General features: G+C 65.5%; 23 protein-coding genes. 5 read left to right on the top strand and 18 right to left on the bottom strand.

All coding sequences use genetic code 11. The annotated features are described in order from the left end of the window. Window positions 1–438 precede the first annotated feature (438 nt). The gene (locus ABQ039_RS09900) at window positions 439–2,250 is read left to right on the top strand and encodes an EAL domain-containing protein (protein ID WP_154831991.1); all 1,812 of its coding nucleotides are present in this window, start codon (window positions 439–441) and stop codon (window positions 2,248–2,250) included. 123 nt (window positions 2,251–2,373) lie between these two features. Here the strand turns inward: ABQ039_RS09900 and ABQ039_RS09895 are convergent, their stop codons facing one another. From ABQ039_RS09895 to ABQ039_RS09850, 10 genes are all read right to left on the bottom strand, one after another. Further along, window positions 2,374–3,072: a DUF1349 domain-containing protein gene (locus ABQ039_RS09895; protein WP_024940387.1), complete on the bottom strand. Its 699-nt coding sequence runs from the start codon at window positions 3,070–3,072 to the stop codon at window positions 2,374–2,376. Window positions 3,073–3,205: 133 nt separating this feature from the next. Then, complete coding sequence (locus ABQ039_RS09890) at window positions 3,206–4,126, bottom strand: M14 family metallocarboxypeptidase (RefSeq protein ID WP_184611986.1); 921 nt, start codon at window positions 4,124–4,126, stop codon at window positions 3,206–3,208. A gap of 675 nt (window positions 4,127–4,801) precedes the next feature. Further along, window positions 4,802–5,059 (bottom strand): KGG domain-containing protein, encoded by a 258-nt coding sequence (locus ABQ039_RS09885; protein WP_024940389.1) that lies wholly within the window; start codon window positions 5,057–5,059, stop codon window positions 4,802–4,804. 514 nt (window positions 5,060–5,573) lie between these two features. Beyond that, window positions 5,574–6,320 carry a uroporphyrinogen-III C-methyltransferase gene (cobA, locus tag ABQ039_RS09880; RefSeq protein WP_184352759.1) on the bottom strand — a complete coding sequence of 249 codons (747 nt, stop codon included), beginning with the start codon at window positions 6,318–6,320 and terminating at the stop codon, window positions 5,574–5,576. 68 nt (window positions 6,321–6,388) lie between these two features. Then, window positions 6,389–9,187 carry a nitrate reductase gene (locus tag ABQ039_RS09875; protein WP_184611987.1) on the bottom strand — a complete coding sequence of 933 codons (2,799 nt, stop codon included), beginning with the start codon at window positions 9,185–9,187 and terminating at the stop codon, window positions 6,389–6,391. Then, window positions 9,184–9,549, bottom strand: coding sequence for a nitrite reductase small subunit NirD (nirD, locus tag ABQ039_RS09870; RefSeq protein WP_081008620.1), 366 nt, complete (start codon window positions 9,547–9,549; stop codon window positions 9,184–9,186). The genes ABQ039_RS09875 and nirD overlap by 4 nt, the downstream gene beginning before the upstream one ends. Beyond that, window positions 9,546–11,963 (bottom strand): nitrite reductase large subunit NirB, encoded by a 2,418-nt coding sequence (nirB, locus tag ABQ039_RS09865; protein WP_260298190.1) that lies wholly within the window; start codon window positions 11,961–11,963, stop codon window positions 9,546–9,548. The genes nirD and nirB overlap by 4 nt, the downstream gene beginning before the upstream one ends. Before the next feature lie 58 nt (window positions 11,964–12,021). Continuing rightward, window positions 12,022–13,191, bottom strand: coding sequence for a NarK/NasA family nitrate transporter (locus tag ABQ039_RS09860; protein ID WP_181098362.1), 1,170 nt, complete (start codon window positions 13,189–13,191; stop codon window positions 12,022–12,024). A gap of 895 nt (window positions 13,192–14,086) precedes the next feature. Beyond that, complete coding sequence (locus ABQ039_RS09855; protein WP_349777805.1) at window positions 14,087–15,157, bottom strand: CmpA/NrtA family ABC transporter substrate-binding protein; 1,071 nt, start codon at window positions 15,155–15,157, stop codon at window positions 14,087–14,089. 4 nt (window positions 15,158–15,161) lie between these two features. Then, a complete protein-coding gene (locus ABQ039_RS09850) occupies window positions 15,162–15,734 on the bottom strand; it encodes an ANTAR domain-containing protein (RefSeq protein WP_349777806.1) in 573 nt (190 codons plus the stop codon). A gap of 82 nt (window positions 15,735–15,816) precedes the next feature. On the opposite strand from ABQ039_RS09850, the gene ABQ039_RS09845 reads away from it, so the two are divergent. Then, on the top strand, window positions 15,817–16,818 hold the full coding sequence (locus ABQ039_RS09845) for an NAD(P)-dependent oxidoreductase (RefSeq protein ID WP_349777807.1): 1,002 nt from the start codon (window positions 15,817–15,819) through the stop codon (window positions 16,816–16,818). 28 nt (window positions 16,819–16,846) lie between these two features. Here ABQ039_RS09845 and ABQ039_RS09840 read toward each other — a convergent pair whose 3' ends face one another. From ABQ039_RS09840 to ABQ039_RS09830, 3 genes are read right to left on the bottom strand one after another with little or no spacing between them, the layout of a single operon-like run. After that, on the bottom strand, window positions 16,847–17,209 hold the full coding sequence (locus ABQ039_RS09840) for a hypothetical protein (protein WP_349777808.1): 363 nt from the start codon (window positions 17,207–17,209) through the stop codon (window positions 16,847–16,849). After that, entirely contained in the window at window positions 17,193–17,762 is a 570-nt protein-coding gene (locus tag ABQ039_RS09835) for a molybdenum cofactor guanylyltransferase (protein ID WP_349777809.1), read from the bottom strand. The genes ABQ039_RS09840 and ABQ039_RS09835 overlap by 17 nt, the downstream gene beginning before the upstream one ends. 46 nt (window positions 17,763–17,808) lie before the next feature. Next, window positions 17,809–19,062, bottom strand: a complete 1,254-nt coding sequence (locus ABQ039_RS09830) for a molybdopterin molybdotransferase MoeA (protein WP_349777810.1) — start codon at window positions 19,060–19,062, stop codon at window positions 17,809–17,811. Between the two features lie 211 nt (window positions 19,063–19,273). Between ABQ039_RS09830 and ABQ039_RS09825 the strand changes: the two genes are divergently transcribed. Continuing rightward, complete coding sequence (locus tag ABQ039_RS09825) at window positions 19,274–19,561, top strand: PQ-loop domain-containing transporter (protein ID WP_184380360.1); 288 nt, start codon at window positions 19,274–19,276, stop codon at window positions 19,559–19,561. A gap of 10 nt (window positions 19,562–19,571) precedes the next feature. Here the strand turns inward: ABQ039_RS09825 and xth are convergent, their stop codons facing one another. Continuing rightward, window positions 19,572–20,564 carry an exodeoxyribonuclease III gene (xth, locus tag ABQ039_RS09820; protein WP_349777811.1) on the bottom strand — a complete coding sequence of 331 codons (993 nt, stop codon included), beginning with the start codon at window positions 20,562–20,564 and terminating at the stop codon, window positions 19,572–19,574. Between the two features lie 161 nt (window positions 20,565–20,725). On the opposite strand from xth, the gene ABQ039_RS09815 reads away from it, so the two are divergent. Further along, entirely contained in the window at window positions 20,726–21,478 is a 753-nt protein-coding gene (locus tag ABQ039_RS09815) for an OBAP family protein (protein ID WP_349777812.1), read from the top strand. A gap of 90 nt (window positions 21,479–21,568) precedes the next feature. Here the strand turns inward: ABQ039_RS09815 and ABQ039_RS09810 are convergent, their stop codons facing one another. From ABQ039_RS09810 to ABQ039_RS09800, 3 genes are all read right to left on the bottom strand, one after another. Further along, window positions 21,569–21,994: a hypothetical protein gene (locus tag ABQ039_RS09810; RefSeq protein ID WP_184611997.1), complete on the bottom strand. Its 426-nt coding sequence runs from the start codon at window positions 21,992–21,994 to the stop codon at window positions 21,569–21,571. A 48-nt stretch (window positions 21,995–22,042) separates the two neighbouring features. After that, window positions 22,043–22,468 carry a DUF4142 domain-containing protein gene (locus tag ABQ039_RS09805; RefSeq protein ID WP_260298194.1) on the bottom strand — a complete coding sequence of 142 codons (426 nt, stop codon included), beginning with the start codon at window positions 22,466–22,468 and terminating at the stop codon, window positions 22,043–22,045. 446 nt (window positions 22,469–22,914) lie between these two features. After that, window positions 22,915–23,130, bottom strand: a complete 216-nt coding sequence (locus ABQ039_RS09800) for a hypothetical protein (RefSeq protein WP_184517433.1) — start codon at window positions 23,128–23,130, stop codon at window positions 22,915–22,917. Between the two features lie 104 nt (window positions 23,131–23,234). Between ABQ039_RS09800 and moeB the strand changes: the two genes are divergently transcribed. Continuing rightward, a complete protein-coding gene (moeB, locus tag ABQ039_RS09795) occupies window positions 23,235–24,377 on the top strand; it encodes a molybdopterin-synthase adenylyltransferase MoeB (protein ID WP_184611999.1) in 1,143 nt (380 codons plus the stop codon). A 224-nt stretch (window positions 24,378–24,601) separates the two neighbouring features. On the opposite strand, the gene glp is transcribed toward moeB, so the two are convergent. Further along, window positions 24,602–25,822, bottom strand: a complete 1,221-nt coding sequence (glp, locus tag ABQ039_RS09790) for a gephyrin-like molybdotransferase Glp (RefSeq protein ID WP_349777813.1) — start codon at window positions 25,820–25,822, stop codon at window positions 24,602–24,604. Window positions 25,823–25,990: the final 168 nt, after the last annotated feature.

Below are 25,990 nucleotides of genomic sequence, written 5' to 3'. Positions count from 1 at the left end.
ATGCGGCAGGCGCCACAGATCATGTGCGGCAGAATTCAAATAAAACATGGCATAATTCAGTGGTAAAGCGGAATATGGCTGGATGAGTCCGAATGATTTAAAGCGATCTGATGCGGTCACCCGGATATTAGCGAGCCGAACCATTTCGACTACAACTTTTGTGTGGGATGTTGCGGTGCAGGAGTGAAAACCTGATCAATGCAGTGCCGTCATTTGATTTAATGAGCCCGCTTTTACCATTAAGACCACCACCAACTTTCGACGCCATTCATTGATTGCGGTATTTGTGTGCAGCCACTCCGCCCGTCCAGTTTATTGTCGCGCTCGATATCCTGCGATGGAGTTTATTGAAGAGGCCGGCTTATTCGAAAAGGTTTTAGTGCCCGATGATCGTCACCTGTCAACGACCTCGGTTTGTTTGTAGTAGCCAGGCAGTGTGTGATCTTCAACACGGAAACTGACGACATGACGCTCGCTTTGGACACCAAACGGCAGCAACAGCAGTTCGACTGGTCGGGCGTGCCGATCGACCTGGGTGGCATGGAGCCGCTCGATCAGATCGCGCGTCTGCTGTGCCATGCCCTGGTTGCGCCTGCGGCCGCACTGACCATCGTCGAGGGCGGCCGCGTGCGCGTGCTGGCGGCGCGCGGCATCAGTGCCGCCCATGTCGAGCAGGCCATTGAATTGTGCCGGCATGCGTCTGCGGCGCCCAATGGCGTCACGGAACTGATCGAACCTGCCGCCCTTGCCCCGATCCAACTGGGCGACGCCGCCTTCCCGGGCTTGCCGGCGCGCTTTATTGCCTGCGTCCCGGTCGGTGCACCGCAGACCGGCGTCTCCGGCACCTTGTGCGTGATCGATACGCGCGAGCGTCGCCTGGCCAGCCAGGAACACCAACAGCTGCTGATGTTCGCCAATGTGGCCGCGGCGCAACTGGAACTGCAGTTCGGCGCCGGGCGGCGCGAACCGCACAGCGGCCTGCTCAATGCACGCCAGTTGCAGTCGGACCTGGATGCCCTCGCCTTCGGCAGCCACTGCGTACCGACCATCGCTGCCTTCATCGAGGTCTACGACACCCAGGCAGCCAATGAAGCACGTCAGGCACTGGGCATGCAGCCGCTGGAAGAACTGGCGCGCCACGCCAGCTATGTACTGACGCGCGCGCTGCGCGGCAAGGCCACCGTCTATCACGTGGCACCGATGCGCTTTGCGTTTTTTCTGTTGAATTCCGCGCCCGACGAGATGGAAGACCTGTTGCTCGATCTGCGCGACATGCTGCATGCGCCGATGGACGCAGCCGGCATCCCGATGTCGTTGACCTTTCACGCTGGCGTCGTGCGCTTTGCACCGCAACAACCGGACACCAACGACGTCATGCGCAAGGGGCTGGTGGCACTGGGTGATGCGATCAGCAATCACGCCATCGTATGCTGGTATAGCGCCTCGCACGACGACGCGATCCAGCGTTCGTACCGGTTGGCACTGGATGCCGAAAAGGCGCTGGAAGCAGGCGATTTCCGGCTGGTGTTCCAGCCACGGATCAACCTTGAAGACTTGTCGGTGACCGGCTTCGAGGCACTGTTGCGCTGGCGGCATGCCAGCCTTGGCCCGATCGGTCCGGACGAATTCATCCCCTTGTTCGAAAAGACCGCCTTGATGTGCACCGTCACCAATTGGGTGATCGAAAACGCATTGGTGCAGTTGGCCAGCTGGCGTGCGCAGGGGCTGGACTTCTCCATGTCGATCAATCTGTCTTCGCGCGATTTTGGCAACCGCAATCTCGCCGCAGACGTCATCCATCGCTGCAGGGAGCTGGCCATCCCCACCCAGCGCATCGAGCTGGAGATCACCGAGGGCCGCTGGCTGCGCAGCAATGTGGAGGCCGTACCACGGCTGCGCGCCCTGCGTGACGCCGGAGTCAATGTCGCCATCGACGACTTCGGCACCGGCTACAGCAACTTCGGCTACCTCACCGAGCTGCCGGTCAACGTGCTCAAGCTCGATCGCTCGCTGGTGACCGGCATCGCCACCAAGACCGGCATGCAGCTGCGCGCCGAGGCGGTGGTACGCCTGGCCAGCGCGCTGGGATATCGCACCGTGGCAGAAGGCATCGAACACGCCGACGAAATCGCGCTGCTGCGCAGTTGGGGATGCGATGAAGCGCAGGGCTATCTGCTGGCCCGGCCGATGGAGGCGGAGCTGGTGGCGGCCTATGTGGCAAGCGCGGTGGCAGAACAGCGCTTGCCGTGATCCGAGCTGCCCGCGTGCGGTCGGCGCGTGCATCGTCCTTGATCGACCCACACTACGCCGCCCTCACCTCCTGCAGTGATGTGCGTGGCAACGCAGCGCGCAAGCTGCGTTGCCACACGGCCATCAACTCAGATCGTGCAAATCCTTGCCCAGCGGCGGACCTAGCGTCCAGTCGGAAAAACGCACCTTCAGCCCGGCACGCTCCGGCGTGCAGCACATCGGGCCGACCTGGTACGTATCGGCAACAGGAAACGGGCAAAGCCGCACCAGCGGCCAGGTCCGGCCATCGGCCGACACCTGCAGGCGAAGAACGCCGTCGGCAACGGTGGCGCGTATCCAGAAGTCCTTGGGGTCGGCCTCGTAAGGGCCGGTCGCCCAGTCCGAGACCGGGTTGGTCAACACGCTACTGAGCATCGCGCGGCCATCGCTCAGTTCAATACCCGCCTTGACCCAATGCTGCTCGTCCACACGCACCATGATGCCGGCCTGATCGTAGAGCGACTCGTACTGCGCGCGCACCCGCAACTGCGCAGTGAAGCGCGCTGCGGCGGTGATACCGAAAAAATGCCCGCTATCGCGCGTGAACCCGTAATGCGTCTTGCGCCAGAAGTCGGTGGCCTTGTCGGTAACCACGTCCAAGGTGCCGCCGCTGATTGCGACGGTCCGTGGCCGATTGAGCCAGCTGCCGTCCTGCCACTGCGTGTCTTGCGCCATCGTGTTCTCCGTCTTGGGTTGCCTGGCAAGCACGCCGCCGCTGATGGCCATTCCCATCGCGCCGCCCAGCAGGCGTCTGCGTGCACCGTCTATCGCATCGTGAGTCATTCGGGATCGTCCATGCGCTTGAAGAACTGCATAGTCTAGCCGTGCGGTGGCTCAGGGCATGCATGCGTGGGCCGTGCTGCAGATGGCTGACATCGCCGCGACGCCAGCGTCGATCTGGCGCCAGTCCATGCTGTCAGCGCTGGGCGAGCGCGTAGTCCAGCGCCGCGCAGATCGCAGCCACCTGCGCGGCGTTGCACTGTGCGGGCGTTGCGCGCGGGCTGTCCGGATACACCTCGGTAGTGGTGCGATAGCGCGCGTTGGTGACGCCCGCGCACAGGCCAAGACGCCGCACCGGGTAGTTGATGACGCCAGGAGCGACCACCGCTGCGCCGATGATCTGGCCGTTCGCATCGGCAGGTGCGATATGGGTGACCTCGGCGACGGCGGCAACGATGGCCTGCTGAAACTGCGGTTGCGGATCTTCGCTATCGCCCACCAGGTAAAACCCATCCGGAATGCTGCCGGGCACGAAGTCGACGCCATCACGCGCCGCCAGGGCCGGACGAAATTCGCCCTCGTCGCTGTCGGTGGTTTCGTGCAGATCGATATGCACCAGCATCTGGCCGGCCACTGGGGCGACCAGCTGCATCAATGCCGCCGACTCGGCGGCCGGGCTGTCCGGCCGAAACGCGCGATTGGGGTCGATGGCATCGGCATTCCAGCGCTGGATCCGCTCGTAGCCCCATGGATTGACGCAAGGCACCACCAGCAGATTGAGCTTGCCTGCATAGGCCGCCGCGCGTTGCTGCAGAAACTGCAGCGCGCCCTGCACGCCGCTGGTTTCATAGCCATGCACGCCACCGGTCACCAGCGCGCAGGGCAAAGCGGCGTCCCACGCCACGCTGCGCAGCGCGATCAACGGGTATTGCTCGGATGCCGCCGGGATCGTTCCGTAATGCACGCGCTCATAACTGGCATCCAGTGCATCGATCACTCGCACCACATCGTCAGCATGACTGCGCTGACGCAGCTGGCGTGCGCGCCATGCGGCGCGCTCTGCCGCGCCCCAGGGCTGCCGTGGTGTGCCGATCGGATACGCCATGCGCTGTGTCATTACCGGTGCCGTCCAATGAAAGACGGCCAGCGTAAGCGCTCCGTGCATGGCGGTCCATTCGACGACGAACCCGATGATGACAACCGCCCGTAAGGTCGAGTCCGGTTAGGGCCGACTTTGCGAGTGTGCGCGTCGACAAGTCCCGCGACAACGGGCGCGTCACCTTCGGCAGGCGCAATGTCGTGACGAAGCGGTCGTTGGCTTGACGCTGCGTGTGCGCTGACACGGCTGCAATGCTTGGCGGTCGCAAGGGCCAACGCAGACGCGCTGCCATGCGGTGGCATCCCGAGCCTTCCATCAATCCCCAGGGAGCCAACCCAGGCTGTTGATCACGAAAATTCTGCAGATGGATGCAAATCCTGCAGTCGCCTGGGTGAGCGCGCCGGGGAATGGGCAGATATTTCCCTGCAATCGATCGCGTGCGCGCGAGGACGAGTGAAAAAACTTCCGAGGTCCTGACGATGCATTGCACATCAACCTCTGCGCCACTGCTTGGCCGAGCAAGGCAAGACGCAGATGCTTCGCAGAACACACACAACTGCAATCGATTGTTCAGGCCGATCTGCTGACGCGGCGGAGGTGTCCGCAAAAACGCCGCAGGCCCTGCACGTGACGTGCAGGGCCTGCGGTCCGCTGCAGCGAGAACGGCGCGCCGGATGCGCGCCGCACGCTCGCCTAGACGGCCTCTTCCTGAGGTTTGGCTTGTTTGGAACGCCCACCCTTGCTGCCGATCCGCGACATATGATCGCGATCGCGGCTCACGGCCTGGCCGCCCTTGCGGCCAGCTTCGCGTGCCTCGTCGCTGGTGAATTCGTGTGCGTTCCCGCTGGCATGTGCTGCCTTGCCGCCGCTGCTCGCCAACACGCGGCGCTTTTCAGGATCCAATGCGGCAAAACCGCGCCGGCTACGAGTACTGCTTTGTCCGTCTTCCACTGTGCCTCCTCTCGATGCGTCGATCACGCCACTGGTAGGAGGGGTAACGCAACTATCGTGCCAAGCCGTGCAGCCATGCGAGACGGCGCCAAGCGCCACAATGCAGGAAAAAACAGCTGCGCTCGCTGTGCAAATCTTGCACTCCTGCCACGCGCCGCGGCAGGGTCCGCGTTTTATCCATCGGTAGCGCTACCAATGCGGCCATACCGACGAACTGACTGTGCAGCTGTCGCCGCTCCACCGGGCATGCAGCATGGGACTGATCGATCACTGTCCTGCCCTGTCCACTGCTGTCCAATGCGCCAGCAAACCGGAACCGGGAGCGGCAAGCGATGCGGCTACATGCTGCGCACTGCTCACCGCAGGCCGGACTTGCTCGGTGTGACCTCTCGCCCGTAGCGCGTGCGCATCACGTAGCGACACCCGCGCGGGCGTGCTCGCACACCGCGTTGCCCGTTGAGACGCGCCGACGATGGTGCGTGGATCGCCGCACGCGGCGCTCAGCAGATCGCGCTCACCCCGCTGCCTGCTCCAGCGCCATGCCGAAGCGGTCGTCGCACTGCGCTGCCGCCTCGGACAAGGCAGCGCCCACCAGCAGCAAGGTGGGCAAGCCCGGCAGCATGGCGGCGGCGGTAAGTCCCAGCTCGCCCAGGGTGGTCAGCCGGCGTTGCTGCTCGGGCCGGGTGGCGGCCTGCACGATGGCCGCCGGCGTGCTGGCCGGCAGATGCGCCAGCAACGCGGTGGCCAAGGCATCGGCACGCCGCAGGCCCATGTAGATGCCCAGCGTGGTGCCGCTGGCGGCCAGTGCGCCCCAATTCGGCTCGCCGTGATCGTGCGTATGCGCGGTGACGAAGGTGATGCCGTGGCAATGGCTGCGATGGGTCAGCGACACTTCCAGTGCGGATGCGGCGGCGAATGCGGCACTGACGCCGTTGATGATCTGCACGCCCACACCGGCGCGGCGCAGGAAGCTGATCTCCTCGCCCGCGCGCCCGAACAGCAGCGCCTCGCCGCCTTTGACGCGCACCACGCGCAAGCCCTGCACGGCGTAGCGCCGCATCAGCCGGCAGATGAAGTCCTGCGGCGTCGAGCGGCAGCCACCGCGCTTGCCGACCCGGATCACCCGCGCCTGCGGTGCGAGTTCGACGATCTGCGGGTTGGCCAGATCGTCCAGCAGAAGCACCTGCGCGGCAGCCAGCGCCTTGACCGCCTTGATGGTGAGCAGATCCAGATCGCCGGGGCCGGCGGACAACAACACCACATCACGCGCGCAGGACGGAATGACTGACATGAGCAGGTCTCGCAATATGTGGAGGTCGGGACAGGCACTCAGGCGTGTCGGGGTTGCCGGCACAGCCGGGTGAGTTGCGGAACACAGGAGCCGCAGACCGTGCCGCAGCCCAGGCGTTGCTTGAGCTGGTGCAGGTCGGCGCCGTCGTCGATGGCGGCATGGATCGCAGCAGTCGACACCTGCATGCAGCTGCAGACGATCGGGTCGCTGGGCGCGCCCAGCGTCTGCGCAAACACCGCCAGCCGCGGGCCGCGCCAGGGCCGGCCTGCCAATGCGCTGCGCAGCAACGCCTGATTGGCCTCGCTGGGCTGCGCCGCGCTGAGCAGCAGGCCGTCGATATGGCTGTGGCCGTCCTGCACGCGCCAGCCCACACGACGCAGCAGCCCGCGGCGCAGGTCGCGGTACTCCAGCACGTCTGCGCCGGCCGGCAACTGCAATGCGGCGATCAGGCGATCGAGCCAATGCGCATCCGGCGCGCGTTCGCAGGCCGCATGCAGGACCGCCCAGTGCCCGCCGGCCTCGGCCAGCGGCTCGGCATGCAGCCGCAGCGATGCATAGCCGCAATCGCGCAACAGCGGCTGCAGTGCCTGTTGCAAGGCCAACGCATCGCCGCGCCGGGCAGCGAGCAGATGCCAGCCGAACACCGCCTTCTCCACCCGCACCGCCGCATGCTTGAGCTCGGGCTGCTGCGAGCGCGCATCCACCGCCGGGCTGCTCACTTGGTTGATGCCGCCGCTGGACAGGTGCTGCCCGCTCCAATGCATCGCGGCGAACACGCTGCCCGAGCGCAGTTCGTCGGACAGTTCCAGCGGCAGCACCAGCGCACCGCGCTTGCTGGCGATCTGCACCAGCTCGCCGGCGACCAGGCCGCGCCGCGCTGCGTCGTCCGGATGCATGCGCAACGCGGGTTCGGGGCTATGCGCAAACGCTGCCGGCACGCGTCCGCTGCGCGACATGCCATGCCATTGATCGCGCAGGCGGCCGGTCAGCAAGCGCATCGGAAAGCGGGCCGAAGTCGGCTCGGCCACCTTGCGATACGGCGTGGCGTGGAAGCGCGCGCGCCCGTTGCCGGTGGCGAACACGCCATCGGTATAGCGCCGCGCCTGCCCGTGTGCGGCACCGGCAGGGAACGGCCACTGCTGCGGCGCGTCATCCAGCAGCGGGTAATCCAGCCCGCCGATGTCCAGATCGCGCCCCACCGTCAACGCGCGATGCTCGTCGAAGATCTGCGCGGTGCTGTCGAACCCGAACAGCCCTGCATCGCTGGCAGGTGCCAGACGCGCTTCGAGCCGGCGTGCGACTTCGCGGGCGATCCACCAGTCCGCGCGCGCCTGGCCCGGCGCGTCCACCGCCTTGCGCACGCGGGTGATACGGCGCTCGGAGTTGGTCACGGTGCCGTCCTTCTCGCCCCAGCTGGCGGCCGGTAACAGCACGTCGGCGTACGGCACGGTGTCGGTGCCGGAAAACGCGTCCTGCACGATCACCAGTTCGGCCTGTTCCAGTGCGGCGCGAATGCCCTCCACCTCCGGCATCGAATGCACGGGGTTGGTGCAGACGATCCACACCGCCTTCAACGTGCCCGCACGCAGACGCTCGAACAACTGCACGGCCGGTGTACCGGCCGTGGCACTCAGACGGCCGGCGGGCAACTGCCACAGACGTTCCAGTTCCGCACGATCGTCGGCATTGCCGATCTCGCGATGCGCCGCCAGCATCGTTGCCATGCCGCCGACCTCGCGCCCGCCCATCGCATTGGGCTGGCCGGTCAGCGAGAACGGCCCTGCGCCCGGCTTGCCGATCTGCCCCGTCGCCAGATGCAGATTGATCAGGGCCAGATTCTTGTCGGTGCCCTGCGCGGACTGGTTCAGGCCCATGCAGTACAGCGACAATGCCGCCGGGCTGCGTCCAAACCACTCGGCCGCCTGCACCAGGTCCTCGTGCGAGATACCGCAGATCTCGGCGCTCATGCGCGGGGTGTACTCGCGCAGCATGTGCTTGAGGGCGTCGAAATCCTCGGTGTGCGCCGCAACGAAACGCGCATCCACCAGACCCTCCCAGATCAGGTGGTGCAGCATGCCGTTGAACAGGGCGACGTCGGTCCCGGGTTCGATCGCCAGGTGCAGGTCGGCCATGACCGCGGTGTCGGTGCGACGCGGATCGATCACGATCCAGCGAATGGCGGGATTTTTCGCCCGCGCCTCTTCCAGCCGGCGAAACAGCACCGGATGCGCATACGCCATGTTGCTGCCGGCAAACAGTACCGTCTGTGCCAGCTCCAGATCCTCGTAACAGGTGGGCGGGCCATCGGCGCCCAGCGCCAGCTTGTAGGCGGTAACCGCGCTGGACATGCACAGGCGCGAGTTGGTGTCGATGTTGTTGGTGCCCAGCAGGCCCTTGGCGAGCTTGTTGAAGACGTAATAGTCCTCGGTCAGCAGCTGTCCCGAGAGATAGAACGCCACCGCGTCCGCGCCGTGCTCCTCGACGATCGCCGCCAGCTTGCCGGTGACGTGATCGAGCGCCTGATCCCAGCTCACCGCCGCCCGCGGTGCCTGCCGATGACGACGCAGCTCCGGCGCGAGCACGCGCCCCTGCGTACTGGCGGCGGTCTGCGGCAAGGCCAGGCCCTTGCTGCACAACCGGCCATGATTGGCCGGATGCAGCGGGTCGCCTTCGATGCCGACGATGCGTTCGCCATGCGTGTCGTGCTCGCTGTGGATCAGCACCCCGCAGCCCACCCCGCAGTAGCAGCAGGTCGACCGGGTGATGCGATGCATCGGCGCAGACGTCTGCGGCTGTACCGCCGCAGCGATCAAAGGTAGCTGCTGGCCGTCGCTCATGCGGCCGGCTCGGCGACTGCATCCGGCAGCGATACCGGCTGCAACACGATCCATACCGCATCGGCTTCGACCTTGACCGGGTAACGCGGCGCGCAGCCCACATCCGGTGCGCAGGCCTGGCCGCTCTGCAAGGCGATCGCCCAGCCATGCAACGGGCAGGTCACCGTGTCGCCGGCCACGATGCCCTGCGACAACGGCCCGCCCTTGTGCGGGCAACGGTCGCGCAACGCAAACACCTGATCGCTGGCGGTGCGGAACAAGGCGATCGGTGCAATGCCCTCGATCTCGAGTACGCGCGCACCCAATGCAGGCAGCTCCTGCAGCGCACACACGCGAATCCACGCGGTCTGCTGCATGCTCATTCCTCCACCGTTGCGGCCGGCGCGGCGATGCGCAAGGGTTGGTACTCCTGCTTCCGTTCGCCGGCGATACGCGCCTTCCACGGGTCGACCAGGCCTTCCAGCGAGTACAGCAGGCGTTCGTACAAGGCACGCCGGTTGGCCGCGTCATCCACCACTTGTGCGCGGATGTAATCCAGCCCCACCCGTGCGATGTAGTGCACGGTGCGATCCAGGTAATACGCCTGCTCTCGATACAGCTGCAGAAACGCACCGGTGTATTCGCGCACTTCCTCGGTGGTGCTCACCTTGACCAGGAAGCGGGCGACCTCGGTCTTGATGCCGCCATTACCGCCCACATGCAGCTCCCACCCCGAATCCACCGCAATGATGCCCACGTCCTTGATGCCGGATTCGGCGCAATTGCGCGGGCAGCCGGACACCGCCAGCTTGACCTTATGCGGGCTCCACATATTGGCCAGCATGGTTTCCAGGTCGATGCCCATCTGCGTGCTGTTCTGGGTTCCGAAGCGGCAGAACTCGCTGCCCACGCAGGTCTTCACCGTGCGGATCGACTTGCCGTACGCATGCCCGGACTGCATGCCCAGATCGCGCCAGACATCGACCAGATCTTCCTTCTTGACCCCGAGCAGGTCGATGCGCTGGCCACCGGTCACCTTGACCATCGGCACCGCGTATTTGTCGGCGACATCGGCAATGCGGCGCAGCTCGCCGGCATTGGTCACCCCGCCCTTCATCTGCGGAATCACCGAGAAGGTACCGTCCTTCTGGATGTTGGCGTGCGCACGCTCGTTGATGAAACGCGATTGCGGATCGTCGATGGCCTCATGCGGCCAGCTCGACAACATGTAGTAGTTGATCGCCGGCCGGCAGGTGGCGCAGCCGTTGGGCGTGCGCCATTCCATGAAGGCATAGGCCTGCGCATGGGTCAGCAGCTTGTGTTCGGCAATGGCGCGCCGCACATCGCCATGGCTCAGATCGGTGCAGGCGCAGACCGCCTTGGTTTTCGGTGTTTCCTGGAAGTTGGAGCCCAGGCAGTTCATCAGGATCTGCTCGACCAGGCCGGTACATGACCCGCAGGAACTGGCGGCCTTGGTGTGCTTCTTCACCTCGTCGACGGTGAACAACCCCTGCTCGCTGATGGCTTTGACGATGGTGCCCTTGCACACGCCGTTGCAGCCGCAGACCTCGTCGCTGTCGGCCATCGCACTGGCGCGATCCTGTCCGCCGGTACCGGCATCGCCCAGCGCGCTTTCGCCGAAGATCAGTTGATCGCGCTGCGCCCGGATCGGCGTGCCGTCCTTGAGCAGCTTGAAGTACCAGCCGCCATCGCTGGTGTCGCCGTACAGGCAGGCGCCGACCAGCACGTCGTCGCGGATCACCAGCTTCTTGTAGACCCCGCCGGCCGGGTCGGACAGCACGATCTCCTCGCAGCCATCGCCGCCCATGAAATCGCCGGCGGAAAACAGATCGATCCCGGTGACCTTGAGCTTGGTCGACGCCACCGAACCGCGATAGATGCCGATACCGAACTGCGCCAGGTGATTCGCGCACACCTTGGCCTGCTCGAACAGCGGCGCCACCAGTCCGTAGGCAATGCCACGATGGTTTGCGCACTCGCCCACTGCGTACACGCGTGGGTCGAAGCTCTGCAGGCTGTCGTTGACCACGATGCCGCGCGCGCAGTGGATGCCGGCTTCTTCGGCCAGCCGCGTATTCGGGCGGATGCCCGCTGCCATCACCACCAGGTCGGCCGGGATCTCGCTGCCATCGGCGAACTTCACGCCAATCACCTCGCCCTGCGCGTTGCCCAGCACTGCACTGGTCGCCGTGCTCAGCCTGAACTCCAGCCCGCGCGCGCGCAGGGCCTGCTGCAGCAGATTGCCGGCTACCGGATCGAGCTGGCGCTCCAGCAACCACCCGGCCAGATGCACCACGGTCACGTCCATCCCGCGCAGCTTCAGGCCATTGGCCGCTTCCAGCCCCAGCAGACCGCCACCGATCACCACCGCGTGCCGCTTGCTGCGCGCGGTCTCGATCATCGTGCGGGTGTCCTGGATATCGCGGTAGCCGATCACGCCCTTCAATTCGTTACCGGGAATCGGCAACACGAACGGCACCGAACCGGTGGCGATCAACAAGCGGTCGTATTCCGCCTCGGTGCCATCGGCGGCGATCACGCGGCGACGTACCCGATCGATGCGGGTGACTTCCTTGTTCAGATGCAAGCAGATGCCGTTGTCCTGATACCACTGCAACGGATTGAGCACGATGTCGTCGAACTCCTGCTCGCCGGCCAACACCGGCGACAGCAGGATGCGGTTGTAGTTGGGATGCGGCTCGGCCCCGAACACGGTGATCTGGTACATGCCCGGCATCAGCTTGAGCAGTTCCTCCACGGTGCGGATGCCGGCCATGCCATTGCCGATGACGACGAGTCTGGGTTGCTTCATTGCCTGGATTCCTGTCGACATGTCAGACCCGCGCCGCGCCGGCGCTGGACCATTCGCTACGCCACTGTGTCTTGACCCCGGCCAGCAGCGCCCAACCACCGAGTGCGAACGCAGCGAACATCCACATGCCCATCGCATAACTGCCGGTGTGCTGCTTGAGCACGCCCAGGCCCGCAGCCAGCGCAAACCCGCCGATGCCGCCGGCCATGCCGATCAAGCCGGTCATCACGCCGATGTCCTGCGCAAACCGCTGCGGCACCAGCTGAAACACCGCGCCATTGCCGGCACCCAGACACAGCAGGGTCAGTACGAACAAGGCCAGCGTCACCATTGCCCCGCCCGCGCCGAAGCCTGCGATGCCCACCAGCGCAGCCACCAGCAGATAGACAGTGAGCAAGGCGCGCGTGCCGCCAATGCGGTCCGCAATCACACCGCCCAACGGACGCATCACCGAACCCGCCAATACGCAGGCAGCCGTCGCCCACCCTGCAGTGCGCGCATCGAAGCCGAACTGGTCGTGGAAGTAGCCCGGCAATGCACTGGCAAACCCGGAAAAACCGCCAAAGGTCACCGAATAGAAAAACATGAAGCGCCACGCGTCGCGGTTGGCCACCAACACGCGGCCATAGTCGGACCAGCGCTTGCGCGCGACCGGTACGGGCGCTTCTTTCGCAATCAGGACGAATACGACCAGCGTCAGCAGCAGCGGAATGCATGCCAGTCCGAACACGTTCTGGTAACCGAACGCCAACGCCAGCATCGGTGCGAACAACGCCGCCAGCACGGTGCCGGAGTTGCCCGCCCCGGCAATCCCCATCGCGGTGCCCTGATGCTCGGGCGGGTACCAGCGCGAGGCCAGCGGCAGCGCAACCGCGAACGAAGCGCCGGCAATGCCGAGCAACACGCCCAGCAACAACACCTGCCCCATGCTGTGCACGCCGAACTGCCAGGCACCAAACAACGAAGCGATCACCGCAACTTGTGCGACAACGCCCGCGCGCTTGGCACCGATACGGTCGGCCAGCATGCCCAGCACCAGCCGCAGCACCGCGCCGCACAGGATCGGCACCGCCACCATCAAGGCACGCTGCTGCGTATCGAGCCCCAGCGACTGCGCAATCGGTACCTGCAGCGGACCGAGCAGATACCACACCATGAAGCTCAGGTCGAAATACAGGAAGGATGCGAACAAGGTGGGCGTGTGCCCGGATCGCCAGAACGAGCGCTGCATAGAGACCTCTTCGAATGCGATGGCCAAAAAAAACGGCGCCCCTCCGGTAAAACCGGAAGGACGCCGTTGTCCTGGATGCGTGCGGATCGCCGTTGATCCGCTGCATCGTGTTCGTGTTGTGGCAGGTACGCCGTTGCACCTGCACGGAGTCACTACGCAATCAACGTGCCAACTTGCTCACCTGAGCATCACGACGATACAAGTCATTGAAAAATAGCGTTTTGGATGCAGCGCGTCCGATTTCACGACAGCCTACCGACACGCCATTGCAGCTCACCAGTCCCGTCTTTCGTGCAGCCTTGCACCAACAGCGTGCACCCTGTATCGCAGGCACTGTCGCCTGGCATGACTAACAGCGCCCAACAGAGCTACTGCACGGCTGTGCTCGGAAGCCTCATCTAGGACGCGTGCATACCGATCAAATATCCAGGTCAAAAGCCGTGTCAGTCGAGCGCGCGGTGCCCTCGCCGCCCGCGGGACACGGCGTGAATCCGTCCGTGCAGGCTCGGTGGCAGCATCCATGCCGCCACACGGTCCCGCAATCGGCGAGGACACCGCACCAGGAAGTTTGCAGGCTGTTTTATTGAAAACTCTGCACACCGAGCATCTCGACAAGTCCTTGCCCGCCCACCCTCGCGGGACCTTACGCTGCATGGATGCCGCGTAAGGGCCTACAGGGACGTACTTGCGGCGTGTCCTGCGAGGGTGGGCGGGCAAGGACCCTGCAACCAAGCCGCAGACCACATGCCTCGCGCCGTTGCCGTCGCCTCGGCTTCTGTCCGCAAGATCCAATGCATCCATTCTCATCCAACCCACCCCAGCCTGACTTACCGCCTGATGCGCTCGGCATCCGGGCTCAGGGCGTATCGAACAACCGATTGCTGCGGTGGTCGTCCTCGGGGGAAACCACGCCCACGCGTGCGGCAGCGCGCCGATAGTTGTCCAGTCGATGGATATCGCGCAGCCGCGCGATGTCGTCTTCCTGGATGTCATGCCAGCCCCAGCGCTGGAACTGGGTCAGGAACCACTCACCGTCCGACAGCCACGGCATGTTGACCGCGCCATCGCCATGGAAGACCAGCGCTGTCACATCCTTCGCACGTGCCTCGGCTTCGGCATCGGCATCCAGGCAAGCGGCCAGATGCGCGGCCGATACCCCGATATGCTGCGGCTCGGCCAGCCATTGCGCACACTGCGCCCGATTTGCCGGGTCCGCATCCAGCCAGCGACAGGCATCCAGTACGCAGGCGGTCAGGCGTTCGCTCAACTCGGGTTGCAGCGCGGCGAATTCGCGTCGGCAGGCCAACACCTTTTCCGGATGGCCAGCCCACAGCTCGCCACTGCGGATTACCCGGCGACCGCTGCCCTGCGCCTGCGCAACCGCAGCCCATGGCTCGCCGGAGCAATAGCCGTCGACCAAGCCACTGGCCAGGGCGTCCGGCATCTGCGGTGGCGGGATGCTGAGCACCTCCACGTCGCGCATCGGGTCCACGCCACGTGCCGCCAGCCAGTAATAGAGCCACAGCGCATGCGTGCCGGTCGGGAAGGTCTGCGCAAACACGGCGCGGCGGCCCAGGCTGGCCAGCGCCTGCGGCAAGCTCTGCCCCTCCTCCAGGGCCTGCGCAAGCGCAGGCGCCAGCGTGATCGCCTGGCCGTTGTGATTGAGCGTCATCAACAGCGCCATCGGGCATTGCGGCCCGGCAATGCCCAGGTCGATCGCATACACCAGGCTGGCCAGCGCATGTGCCGCATCGACCTCGCCGGCCAGCAGACGGTCGCGCACGCCGGCCCAGGAGGCCTGCCGCTGCAAGTCCAATTGCAGCCCATGGACGCGATCCAGGCCCAGCCGCTGCGCCGCGACCAGGGGCGCGCAATCGATCAGCGGCATGTAGGCCACGCGCAATACGGGGAGGTCGGCTTGGCTCATGTGTTCATCCCAGCAACTCGGCCATGGCCACGATGCGTCGCGCCACTTCGGCCAGTTTGACGCTCTGCTTCATCGCCTGCTGGCGCAGCGCCGCGTAGGCATCGGCCTCGCTCAGGCCGCGTTTTTCCATCAGCAAGCCCTTGGCGCGATCGATCAGCTTGCGGTCCTGCAGCGCCTGCTGCACATCGTCCAGGCGCTTGCGCATGCTGCTTTCCTGCGCAAACCGCGCAAGCGCCACCTGCACGATCGGCGCCAGCCGCGCCGGCGCCAGGCCATCGACCACATAGGCGGTGACGCCGGCACCGACCGCCGCATGGATCAACGCATCGTCGCCATCGCCGGAAAACATCACCACCGGCCGCGGCGCATGTGCATGCAGCATCGACAGTTGCTCCAGGGTATCGCGCGATGGCGAGTCGACATCGATCACCACCACATCCGGCTGCTGGCTCTGTACCGCGTGCAGCAACGCACCGACCGAGGCTACATCGTCGAGCACCGTATAACCGGCGCGCGTCAGTGCCTGACGCAGTTCGCCGATCGGCTTTTCGGTATCGTTGACCAGCAAGACACGCATTGGCGGCAGCGAGGCGTGGACGTGGCCTGATGGTGCCATGCAACATGCCGTCGGTGCGAGCCATCCTTTCGGAGTACTTCTGATGCCGTTGTTCCCGCTGTTCGCAAACCTGCAAGCACGCACCGTGCTGGTCATCGGTGGTGGCGAGGTCGCCACGCGCAAGGTGCTGGCGCTGCTCAAGGCCGGTGCGCAGATCCGCTTGTATGCGCATGCGCTCTCGCCCGAACTGGCGGAACTGATGCAGGCTGGCCGTTTCGAACAACTGGACGGCGAGTTCGATCCCGCCTGGATCGACGACGTGTGGCTGGTGGTCGCCGCCACCGACGATGGCGAGTTGAATCAACGCGTCGCCGCTGCTGCCGGCGCGCGTCAGCGCCTGGTCAATGTGGTGGACGATGCCGAGTTGTCGACCTATCAGGTGCCCGCCATCGTGGATCGCGACCCGCTGGTCATCGCCATTTCCTCCGCCGGTGCCGCACCGATGCTGGCACGCCGCCTGCGCGAACGGTTGGAACGCGAACTGGATGTCTCGGTCGGCCGCTTTGCCGGCATGTTCGCGCGTCATCGCGAGCGGATCCGCAGCCAGTTCCCCGACATGAACCGGCGCCGGCGCTGGTTCGATCGCGTCATCGACGGCGACGTGCCGTTGCTGCTGCAGGCCGGCAACGACGACGCAGCCGAAAGCGCATTTATCGCGGCACTGGACGATGCCGGCGCGGTGCCGGCGCGCGGCAGCGTGCAACTGGTCGGCACCGGCCCGGGCGATCCCGGCCTGCTCACCATCAAGGCGCTGCGTGCGATGAATCTGGCCGACGTCCTGCTGATCGGCGACGACATTCCCGATGCGGTACTGGAACTGGCAAGACGCGATGCCGCACGCCGCGCCTTGCCGCAGCAGGCCGACGCCCAACAGCATCTGCTGCTGCAACTGGCCACAGAAGGCCTGCATGTGGTCGCGTTGCGCAGTGGCGCCGGCTACAGCGATGCCGATGCTGCGGCCATCGAAGCGGCGCTAAAGGCGCGTGGCCTGGCCTGCGATCGGGTGCCAGGCATTGCTGCAGGTCTTGAAAAAATCAACGCATGAGCGCTGCGCGTGTGCGCTGATGGCACTTTCAGGCTTTCGGAAAGCGCTTGCGCGCACTATCGCGCACATCGATATCGAAGGTCACCTGCAACGCCGTCTGTTCGGCATCGCCAGCAACGGCATCGAAGCTGAAGCGCAATCCCTCGCGGCTGGGCAATTGCCGTGCATGCTGTTCCAGCGCATCGCGCGGCACCGACAACTGCCAATGCTCGGCAGTGCAATTGCAGGCCGCGTCACCGTCGCTCAGGCTAACGCTGTGGCGCAGCAGTCGCGCGCCCTGCCCGCTCGGCAAGCGGCTCAGATTCTCGACCGTGCGCCCGGCAAGCAAATCGGTCAATTCGGCTTCGTCGATGCGGAAGCGCAGCTGCTGAGCTTCAATCTGGATTTTCATGAATGAGCTGACTCCACTGCTCGGGCGTATTGCAATTGACGAACGCGGCGCGTTCGCTGGCGGTGACAGCGATGCGATGGCATTGCAGCGCAGCCTGCAGAGCGCGCAGCGAACGTGACGAACCGAGGCCGGCCATCAGCGCAGTGAGCGCCTCACGCACCACGCCATCCACGTACAGGCGCATCGGCAGCATCTGGTCTTCAAAGGTAATGCAGCGCCGATGCGGTGGCGCCAGCAGCCGCTCCAGCAATGACCGGGACAGCAGCGGCATGTCGACCGGCACCACCACCAGTGTCGTTGCATCGGCGAGCCGATCGATCACGCTGGCCAGGCCGCCAAGCGGCCCCAGGTCCGGCTGCGCGTCGGCAATCCCGGCGTAGTCCGGGCGATCGCCGCTGATCACCACATTATGCGCGCCGGCATCGCGCAGCAACGCCTGCATGTGCTCCAGCAATGGACGTCCGCGCCACTGCAGCAGCGCCTTGTCCTGCCCCATCCGCGAGGAACGGCCGCCGGCCAGCACCACGCCCGTCCATGCAGGCCTCGCGTTCATGCCGCCTGCTCGCCAACACGGCATCGCACGACGTGCAGGTGCTGGCTCATGGCGCGATCGCCGGTGCAGCCGGCTGCAGATGGCCCAGCCCGAACACCTGCGCTGTCGTACCGCGCGCGGCGCCTTCGTCCTGCGGCTCCAGTACCGCCCACGCATTGGCCTGCAACAACGGCGCCACGCGGAACGACTCCTGCTGCGGCAGGATCTGCACGCAAAGCACTCCGGCAGCGCTGCAGGTCAAACGTGCGCGCAGGTGTTGCCGCCACAGCGGTCGTGCCTGCATCGGGGTTTCCAGCGCAACCTGAACGCCGCGCTCGGCCGGCATGCCAAGCAAACCGCGCAGCGCCGGCTCCACGAAAAAGCGCAGCCCGGCAGCGCTGGCCATCGGATTGCCCGGCAAACCGACATACAGCGCACCGTCTGCGAAGCGCGCCAGCAGCACCGGCTTGCCCGGCCGCACCGCAACCTTGTGGAACAGCACCGCCGCGCCATGCCGTGCCAAGGCATCGGGCACGAAATCGTAGCGACCGCGCGACACCGCACCGGTGCTCAGAATCACCTCGGCGCCCGCATCGCGCGCCTGTGCAAGCGCCAGATCGAAACCGGCATCGTCATCGCCCACCTGTCCATGCCAGACCAGTTCGGCACCGGCTGCCCGCAGCTGGCTGAGCAGATAGCTGCTGGTGCCATCGCGAATCTGGCCAGGCCGCAACGGCTGCGCCGGATCGCCAATCAACTCGCGGCCGGTCGCAATCAAGGCCACACGCGGACGCCGCACCACCTGCACCCGCGCACAGCCCAGCCCGGCCAGCAGCATCAGGTGTGCGGCGCGCAAGACGGTGCCGGCCTCGATCACGCGGTCGTGCAAGGCCACATCTTCCCCACGTCGACGAATATGCTGACCGGCGCGGATATCGGCGCGCAGCCGGACGCGACCGGGCCGCGCGTCATCGTGCGCCAGCACGTCCACCTGCTCGATCGGCACTACGGCATCGGCGCCCGCGGGCAAACCGGCGCCGGTCATGATTTCCCACGCGCTGCCCGCCGCAATGCCACCCACATCCTCGCCTGCGGCAACGCTGCCACCGATCACATGTTCGCTGCCGGCGATCGCGCCACGGCCGGCGGTGACCAACGCAAATCCATCCATCGCGCTGTTGTCGAACGCCGGCAACTCCGCCGGGCTCGACAACGCCTGCGCAAGCACACGCCCTTCGGCATCGGCACTGTCCACCCACTCGCCGGCAAGCACGGCGATCTGCCGATGGACAATCGCAAGTGCGTCGGCGTAGCTGATCATGAGCAAGGCACGGTCGACCGGTGGATGACCTGGCTAGGATACCGGCCCCCGACGCGGCCGGTACAGGCGCAGCGATCGCGGCATCACCGCATCCTGCTGCATGCATGCCCTCGTCTCGACCAGGGCGCACGTCGCTTGAAGCCGCTAGAACGCAGCGCCTACACGGCAGATCGCACAGTGGCACCTGGTTCCCCCACGGTATCTGTGCCGCATGCAACTCGTCGACCTTGTGGGCTGGCTCGCCAGTGCCGTCCTGATTGCCACCTTGATCCGCCAGATCTACAAGCAATGGCGCTCGGATACGGCACAGGGCGTTTCGCGCTGGCTGTTCATCGGCCAGATCAGCGCCTCGGTGCTGTTCATCCTCTACAGCTACCTGGTCGGCAATGCCGTGTTTATCGTCAGCAATGTGTTGATCCTGCTGACCGCCCTCATCGGGCATGTGCTGCACCGGGTCAAGCAGCGTCGGATGGAGCGCCACGCGGGCAGTATTGGCTAGCACTGCCGCGTTACTTGGTGGTTTTCTTCGCCGGCTTGCGCGGCTTGGTGGGTCCGGTTGACTTGCTGGCGGCAGACCGCGTCGCGGCCTTTTTCGCCGCAGTCTTGGGCGTTTTCTTCGTCGTGGACGTGCGTGCCGGGCTTGCCTTTGCCACGGCCCGCTTCCGTGGCCTGGGCACGGCCTTGGCCTGCGTTGCTGGCTCGGCTACCGCTTCGGGCACATGCACGCTGATCCAGGTCGGCGCATGATCGCTGGCCTTTTCCAGCGCACGTACCCACTTGTCCACGCCGGCGTCCTGCAGCCCGGGCGCCAGGGTGCGATTGAGCAGCAAGTGGTCGATGCGCAAGCCGCGATCGCGCGCAAAATGCTGGCGAAAGTAGTCCCAGAAGGTGTAAATCGGCGTTTCGCCATGCACTGCAAGCAGGCTGTCGGTCCAGCCCTGCTCGAGCAGGGTCTGGTACGCCTGGCGACTCTCCGGCTGCAGCAACGCATCCTTGCGCCAGCCCTTGGGGTCGTAGATGTCGGCGTCGGTCGGCACCACGTTGAAATCGCCGATCAGTGCTACCGGGTGCGGCAGGTCCACCAGCGTCTTGGCGTGCCGGATCAGGCGTTGAAACCACGCCAGCTTGTAGTCGAACTTCGGCCCGGGCTGCGGATTGCCGTTGGGCAGATACAGGCAGGCCACCACCACCCCGTGAATTGCAGCTTCCAGATAACGGCTCTGCGTATCGCCGCGGTCCCACGGCAGCCCACGACGGATTTCCACCGGATCGGCGCCGCGCGCCAGCAATGCGACACCGTTCCACGACTTCTCGCCTTGCCAGATGACGCCATAGCCGGCATCGCGGATCGCCTGTTCCGGAAAGGCGTCCTGCGTGGCTTTCAATTCCTGCAGGCCGACGATATCCGGTTGCTCGCGCTGTAGCCATTCCAGCAGATGCGGCAGCCGGCTAGTGATGCCATTGACGTTGAATGTCGCGATCTTGCGGGTGGTGGCGGACATGGGTGAGCGACCAGGCATGCGTAGCTACGCAGCATCGCCGCCGTGGCATTAAGCAGATGCTCAAGCGAGGTGAAGCTCTGTTGGATATCTGCGCACGCGCTCACGCCTCGCAAACCATCAGCCTCCGTAGGCTGGCCCCACTACTCATTGTTGGAGATCGCATGCGACAGTCCGCGCTCTGGATCGCCCTGCTGTGCGCCGGCTGCTCGCGCAGCCCGCCTTCGGTTACCCCACCGGGCGCGCCTGAAAGCGCCAAGACCAATGTGCTGGAAGCCGGCGCCAGGGTCCTGCAACCGACCGGGCCGGTCGGCAAGCTCGACATCTACCTGGTGGGCTTCCATCCGATGAAAGACGCACCAGATGTACAGATGGAAGCGCATCACTACTGCCATCAGGTCAATGAAGACCTGGCGCAATGCGCGCTCTACGACGGCAATACCGATCAGGCCAACCTGACCGGCATCGAGTACATCATTTCCGAACAACTGTTCGCGCAGTTGCCAGAGCACGAGCGCAACTTCTGGCATCCGCACAATGGCGAAATCCTGTCGGGCCAGCTATCCGCGCCCAACCTGCCGCTGGTTGCGGAGAAAGAACTGATGCGCAGCAAGCTCAACAGTTATGGCAAGACCTGGCACACCTGGCACTCGCGCAACGGCACCGCCGCGGGCGATGCATTGCCGCTGGGCGAGCCGATGCTGGCCTGGTCGTTCAATCGCGATGGCGAGGTGCAGCAACCGCTGATCGATCAGCGCAACAAGCTGGCCACGTTCTCTACCGCGCAACGGCGCGCCAATCGCCAGGACCTGACCCCGCTGGCCAGGCCGCAGCACGGAGTGGATGCCTTGCGGCCGCACTTCGGCAATGCCGAACCGCTCCCCGGGGTGGTCGACGCAAGCACCCCATCCGACTGAACCCTCAAGACCTGGCCGCCCATAGCAACTGCAATCGGGGGGCCAGGCATTCGAAGTCCATCGACAAGGTGCGGACGAGCGGACCCGATCTCACACGTCCATACCGTTACGCAGGCGCCGTAACGCCTTGCCCATCCACAGATGCCGGGCACGCTGCATGCGCTCGACCGATGGCCGAGCGCGCTCCCACTCATCTGCACCCTGCAGACTCAACGTGACACAACTGCCCTCGCATCCAGGCGCAGTCCGCACATGCAGCAACACGCCCAGCTGCAGGCCGCGACCGCCATCAACCTGGTAACGCACCGATTCACCCAGGCGCGCCTCACCACGCTGCAACCCGACAATACCGCGCCGGCACCAGGTGGCCTGCGGCGCCCAGCGCGATGCATGCCCATCGCCAGCGACCAGCTCCGCCACTCCACGCAGGATGCGTCGCTGCACATTGGCATCGCACCACGCATCCAGGATCTGGTGCGGCTCGGCCCGGATGATCAGGCGACGCATCCACTTCATGGGGTCTTCAACAGCGGCACCCGGTGTTGCCGGCAATCCAGGCATGCATTAGCGTCCGGCACCCTTGCTGCCGGCCTGCAGCGTCTTGGCAGCCGCCAGATGCTCGGCGACATGGCTGCGCGTGGTCTGCAGATGCGCCAGCACCTGTGCCGTCTTGGCCGCAGGAATCAGTTGCTTGTCCAGCGCCGCCAGCGCATCGGTGTGGTCCTTGACCATTGCCGTGACGTACGCAGCCTCGAAGGCCTTGGTATCGAGCTTCTGCAACATCGCCAGTTCGGTCTTGGCCTTGCTCATCTGCGCCTTGGCAGCGGCAGCAGACAGGTCCGGCGACCACTTGGCCAGCTTCTGATTGTTGTCGGTATGCTCCTTGAGCATCTGCATCGCATAGTCGCGCACGCCACCTTGCACCTGCTTCTGCAGCGCGAGATTGGCCGCACTGATTTCACTGGTGTTGATGGCGCTCAGGGTGCCCAGCGCCTCACGCTCCTTCGCGCTCGGGGAATTAGTGCCCGCCTGTTACTGGGCAGTGGCGGGCATGCCGGCCTGCGTTGCGTTCTGCGCATGCGCAGCGGCGGTGATGCCTAGACACAGGGTCAGCGCCGCAAACATCGGGTGACGTACTTTCATATGGATCTCCAGCCAGAAGGTGTGCCTGCATGCTGGACCTCGTCGCGTGACCCGATCGTCGTACCGGCGTCGAAAGCTGGAGAGGAAACCGTGCTGCACCGCAGTGCGCTTCACATGGAGTGAAGGTGGCATGGCGTCCCTGTTGGGTGACTTCGGACGGTGCTGGCACACTGAGCAACCAGCTCCTGTTTCGAAGGACCATGGCTCGAGCCGTCCGGCTGCCTTGGAATACTCAGCATTCAGGACCGCGAATGCGCACTTGCAAGACTGCCCGTAAAGCGAGGCCCGCCGGGTCAGGCACCGGGATCCGCAGGTCCGAGCTGATGCGCCGACAGGATTTCGTCGATGCGTTTGACGATTTGCGCCGCCTGCTCCTGCGACTCTGCGGCAGCGGTGATCCTCTCTGCACGTGCGTGGAATACATCCCAGAAATCGTCCGGATGCTGGCGACGAATATCAGGCAATGCATCGGCAAGTTGTTTCAATTGCGCGTCGATATCGGGGGTCATTGGGGGTCTCCTTGTGTGCCCACGCTACCGCCGTGCTGGTGAGCCTGATGCCAACATGGCAGTCCTGTGCATCGCACGGCCTGCGTTTGCGCGACAATGGCGCCATGAGCAGCCACGACATCTCCCCTGCAGACGCCCGCCTGCGCGCCCTGCAAGGCGCCTTGCTGATCGACATCCGGCAGTTGCACGAGCGTGCCGGCGGCCAGGCCGAAGGCGCGTTGGCGATTGCGCAACACGATCTGGAAACCGCACCCGCACAGCATCTTTCGGAGCAGACGCGCGAGATCGTGCTGATCTGCCAGAGCGGCAAGCGCTCGGCACACACGGCGGAGATCTTGCGCGCGCACGGCTATACGCAGGTGTCTTCGGTGCTCGGTGGCACCGCCGCATGGACCGGCGCCGGCCTTCCCTTGGTGCGCCCTACCCTGCCGCCGGACGAGCAGGATTTTCTCGAGCGCTACTCGCGCCATCTGCGCCTGCCGCAGGTCGGTCTGGAAGGCCAGCAGCGCCTGGCGCAGTCGCGCGTGTTGCTGGTCGGTGCAGGTGGGCTCGGCTCGCCGGCGGCGTTCTATCTGGCTGCCGCCGGCGTCGGCCACCTGCGGATCGCCGATGACGATGTGGTGGACCGCAGCAATCTGCAGCGCCAGATCCTGCATGTGGAAGACAGCGTCGGCGTCGCCAAGGTCAGCTCGGCCGCGCAGCGCATTGCCGCGCTCAATCCACGCGTGCAGGTCGAGGCGCTGCAGGCACGCGTGACTGCCGGCAATGTCGAAGCCCTGCTGAAGGACGTGGATGTCGTGGTCGACGGCGCCGACAATTTTCCTGCGCGCTATCTGCTCAACGATGCCTGCGTCAAACTCGGCAAACCGCTGGTCTACGGCGCGGTACAGCAGTTCGAAGGGCAATTGAGCGTGTTCGATGCCGGCCGCAAGCGCGGCCATGCACCGTGCTATCGCTGCCTGTTTCCCGAGCCGCCGCCGCCCGAATTCGCCCCCAGCTGCTCCGAGGCCGGCGTGCTGGGCGTGCTGCCCGGAGTGATCGGATTGCTGCAGGCCACCGAGGCGATCAAGTTGCTGCTGGGCATCGGCGAGACCCTTACCGGGCGCCTGCTCAGCTTCGATGCATTGGCAATGCGCTTTCGCGAAATCCGGCTGCCGCCCGACCCGCATTGCCCGGTGTGTGCTCCCGGTGCCGCATTCACCGGATATGCCGATTACGCCGCCTTCTGCGGCAGCGCCGTCGGCTGAGCGCGACCGATCGGCGCTGGTTGTCGCTTCGCATCAGGCCGCCACGTTCCTGCGCGTGACGTGGACGGGGCAGTCTGCCACTGCGTGCGCCCTCCGTGGCTGCCATCACGTCACGCACCGTCGGCGTTCAGTGCCGAAGCCGCGAAGGACCGGCCTGCATCCGATAGCGCCCGCCTGGCGGCGAGCGCGGCCCTGTTGTTTGTCGCGCGTGCTGTACCAAACGCTCAAAGCGCGTAAGGAATCACCCGCACGCTCTCGCCCGCCTCGAAACGCCGTGCCTGCTCGGGCAACACGATCAAGGCATTGCTGTCGGCCGCGCCACGCAGCAGGTGCGATGCATCGCCACGATGCGGCAATGCCGTCAGACGCCCGTCTTCGCCGCACTCCAGCCGCCCGCGCAGGAACTCCAGGCGCTCGTGGCGTTTTTCCCACGGACTGGCCAGGGCCGCATGCCACAGCGGGCGCGGCTCGCTACGTCCCTGCAGGCCATCCAGCAGCGGCACGCCGTAGGCGATCAGCGTCGCCAGCACCGAGACCGGATTGCCCGGCAGGCCCAGCACCAGGCAGCGGCCGATCTGGCCCAGCACCGCCGGCATGCCCGGGCGCATGCGAACGCGCCAGAAGTGGATGCGGCCCAGTTCGCCGATCAGCTGCGGCAGATAATCCTTTTCCCCCGCCGAGACGCCGCCGCAGGTGATCACCACATCGAACGCCGCAGCCGCGTCCTCCAGCATGGTGCGGATACGTTGCGGATCGTCCGGCAGGGTCGGCCATGCGGTCGGCGCGTAGCCCAGTGCCCGCAGCTGCGCCATCAGCATGTCGCGGTTGCTGTTGTAGATCTGTCCCGGCCCCAATGGCATGCCCGGCTCCACCAGCTCATCGCCGGTGGCCAGCACCGCAATGGTCGGCCGCGGCGCCACCGCGAGCCGCGACAGGCCGAGCGCAGCCGCCAGTCCGATTCGCGCAGGCGTCAACACCTGGCCGCTCTGTACCACCAGATCTCCCGCGCGCACGTCACTGCCGGCCTGGCGCACCGCCGCACCCGGCGCAGGCATGCTATGGAAACGCACCACGCCATCGCGTTCCTGCGCATCCTCTTTCGGGATCACCGTATCGGCGCCATCTGGCAGCGGCGCACCAGTGGTGATGCGCAGGCATTGGCCGGCGCTCAGCCTGCCGGTCCAACGCTCGCCAGCGAATTGCTCGCCGACCAGTTGCAACGACGCATCGCCGCCAGCGACATCGGCATGCCGCAACGCGAAGCCGTCCATCGCGCTGTTGGCAAAGGGGGGCAACGCGATCGGTGCGATCAGATCGGCAGCGCTGATCCGCCCGTCGGCACGCGAGGTGGCGATGTTCTCGTCGGGCGGACGGCTGTTGGCGGCGACGGCCTGCAGGATCTGCAGCGCCTGTGCATAGGGAATGCGAGATGGATAGTCGGTCATGGCACGCAGGATACCAGTGCGCCACGACGACTCAGAACGCCAGGCACTGCCAGTGCAGATGCCAGAAGGAATCACTGCACTTTTCTGGCGTAGCTCGCGGCACTCGACCACGGTTGCAGCCGCTGCGCCCCCCCACCTGACGATCATTCGCCAGGCACGGGCCGTTCC

Source organism: Xanthomonas sp. WHRI 6108 (assembly GCF_040202385.2).
GTDB classification, from domain to species: domain Bacteria; phylum Pseudomonadota; class Gammaproteobacteria; order Xanthomonadales; family Xanthomonadaceae; genus Xanthomonas; species Xanthomonas arboricola.
Note: the sequence above shows the minus strand (reverse complement) of the source record. Positions and strands in the feature narration are given on the sequence as shown.

Excerpts from the sequence above, each read along its gene's own strand:
- ABQ039_RS09815 (WP_349777812.1), top strand. The coding sequence starts at position 20,726 with ATGCGACAGTCCGCGCTCTGGATCGCCCTGCTGTGCGCCGGCTGCTCG.
- ABQ039_RS09875 (WP_184611987.1), bottom strand. The coding sequence starts at position 9,187 with ATGAGCGACGGCCAGCAGCTACCTTTGATCGCTGCGGCGGTACAGCCG.
- moeB (WP_184611999.1), top strand. The coding sequence starts at position 23,235 with ATGAGCAGCCACGACATCTCCCCTGCAGACGCCCGCCTGCGCGCCCTG.
- nirD (WP_081008620.1), bottom strand. The coding sequence starts at position 9,549 with ATGAGCATGCAGCAGACCGCGTGGATTCGCGTGTGTGCGCTGCAGGAG.
- ABQ039_RS09895 (WP_024940387.1), bottom strand. The coding sequence starts at position 3,072 with ATGACTCACGATGCGATAGACGGTGCACGCAGACGCCTGCTGGGCGGC.
- ABQ039_RS09825 (WP_184380360.1), top strand. The coding sequence starts at position 19,274 with ATGCAACTCGTCGACCTTGTGGGCTGGCTCGCCAGTGCCGTCCTGATT.
- ABQ039_RS09890 (WP_184611986.1), bottom strand. The coding sequence starts at position 4,126 with ATGACACAGCGCATGGCGTATCCGATCGGCACACCACGGCAGCCCTGG.
- ABQ039_RS09800 (WP_184517433.1), bottom strand. The coding sequence starts at position 23,130 with ATGACCCCCGATATCGACGCGCAATTGAAACAACTTGCCGATGCATTG.
- ABQ039_RS09845 (WP_349777807.1), top strand. The coding sequence starts at position 15,817 with ATGCCGTTGTTCCCGCTGTTCGCAAACCTGCAAGCACGCACCGTGCTG.
- ABQ039_RS09855 (WP_349777805.1), bottom strand. The coding sequence starts at position 15,157 with ATGAGCCAAGCCGACCTCCCCGTATTGCGCGTGGCCTACATGCCGCTG.
- ABQ039_RS09810 (WP_184611997.1), bottom strand. The coding sequence starts at position 21,994 with ATGAAGTGGATGCGTCGCCTGATCATCCGGGCCGAGCCGCACCAGATC.
- ABQ039_RS09850 (WP_349777806.1), bottom strand. The coding sequence starts at position 15,734 with ATGCGTGTCTTGCTGGTCAACGATACCGAAAAGCCGATCGGCGAACTG.
- xth (WP_349777811.1), bottom strand. The coding sequence starts at position 20,564 with ATGTCCGCCACCACCCGCAAGATCGCGACATTCAACGTCAATGGCATC.
- ABQ039_RS09830 (WP_349777810.1), bottom strand. The coding sequence starts at position 19,062 with ATGATCAGCTACGCCGACGCACTTGCGATTGTCCATCGGCAGATCGCC.
- ABQ039_RS09840 (WP_349777808.1), bottom strand. The coding sequence starts at position 17,209 with ATGAAAATCCAGATTGAAGCTCAGCAGCTGCGCTTCCGCATCGACGAA.
- nirB (WP_260298190.1), bottom strand. The coding sequence starts at position 11,963 with ATGGCCGGCATCCGCACCGTGGAGGAACTGCTCAAGCTGATGCCGGGC.
- glp (WP_349777813.1), bottom strand. The coding sequence starts at position 25,822 with ATGACCGACTATCCATCTCGCATTCCCTATGCACAGGCGCTGCAGATC.
- ABQ039_RS09835 (WP_349777809.1), bottom strand. The coding sequence starts at position 17,762 with ATGAACGCGAGGCCTGCATGGACGGGCGTGGTGCTGGCCGGCGGCCGT.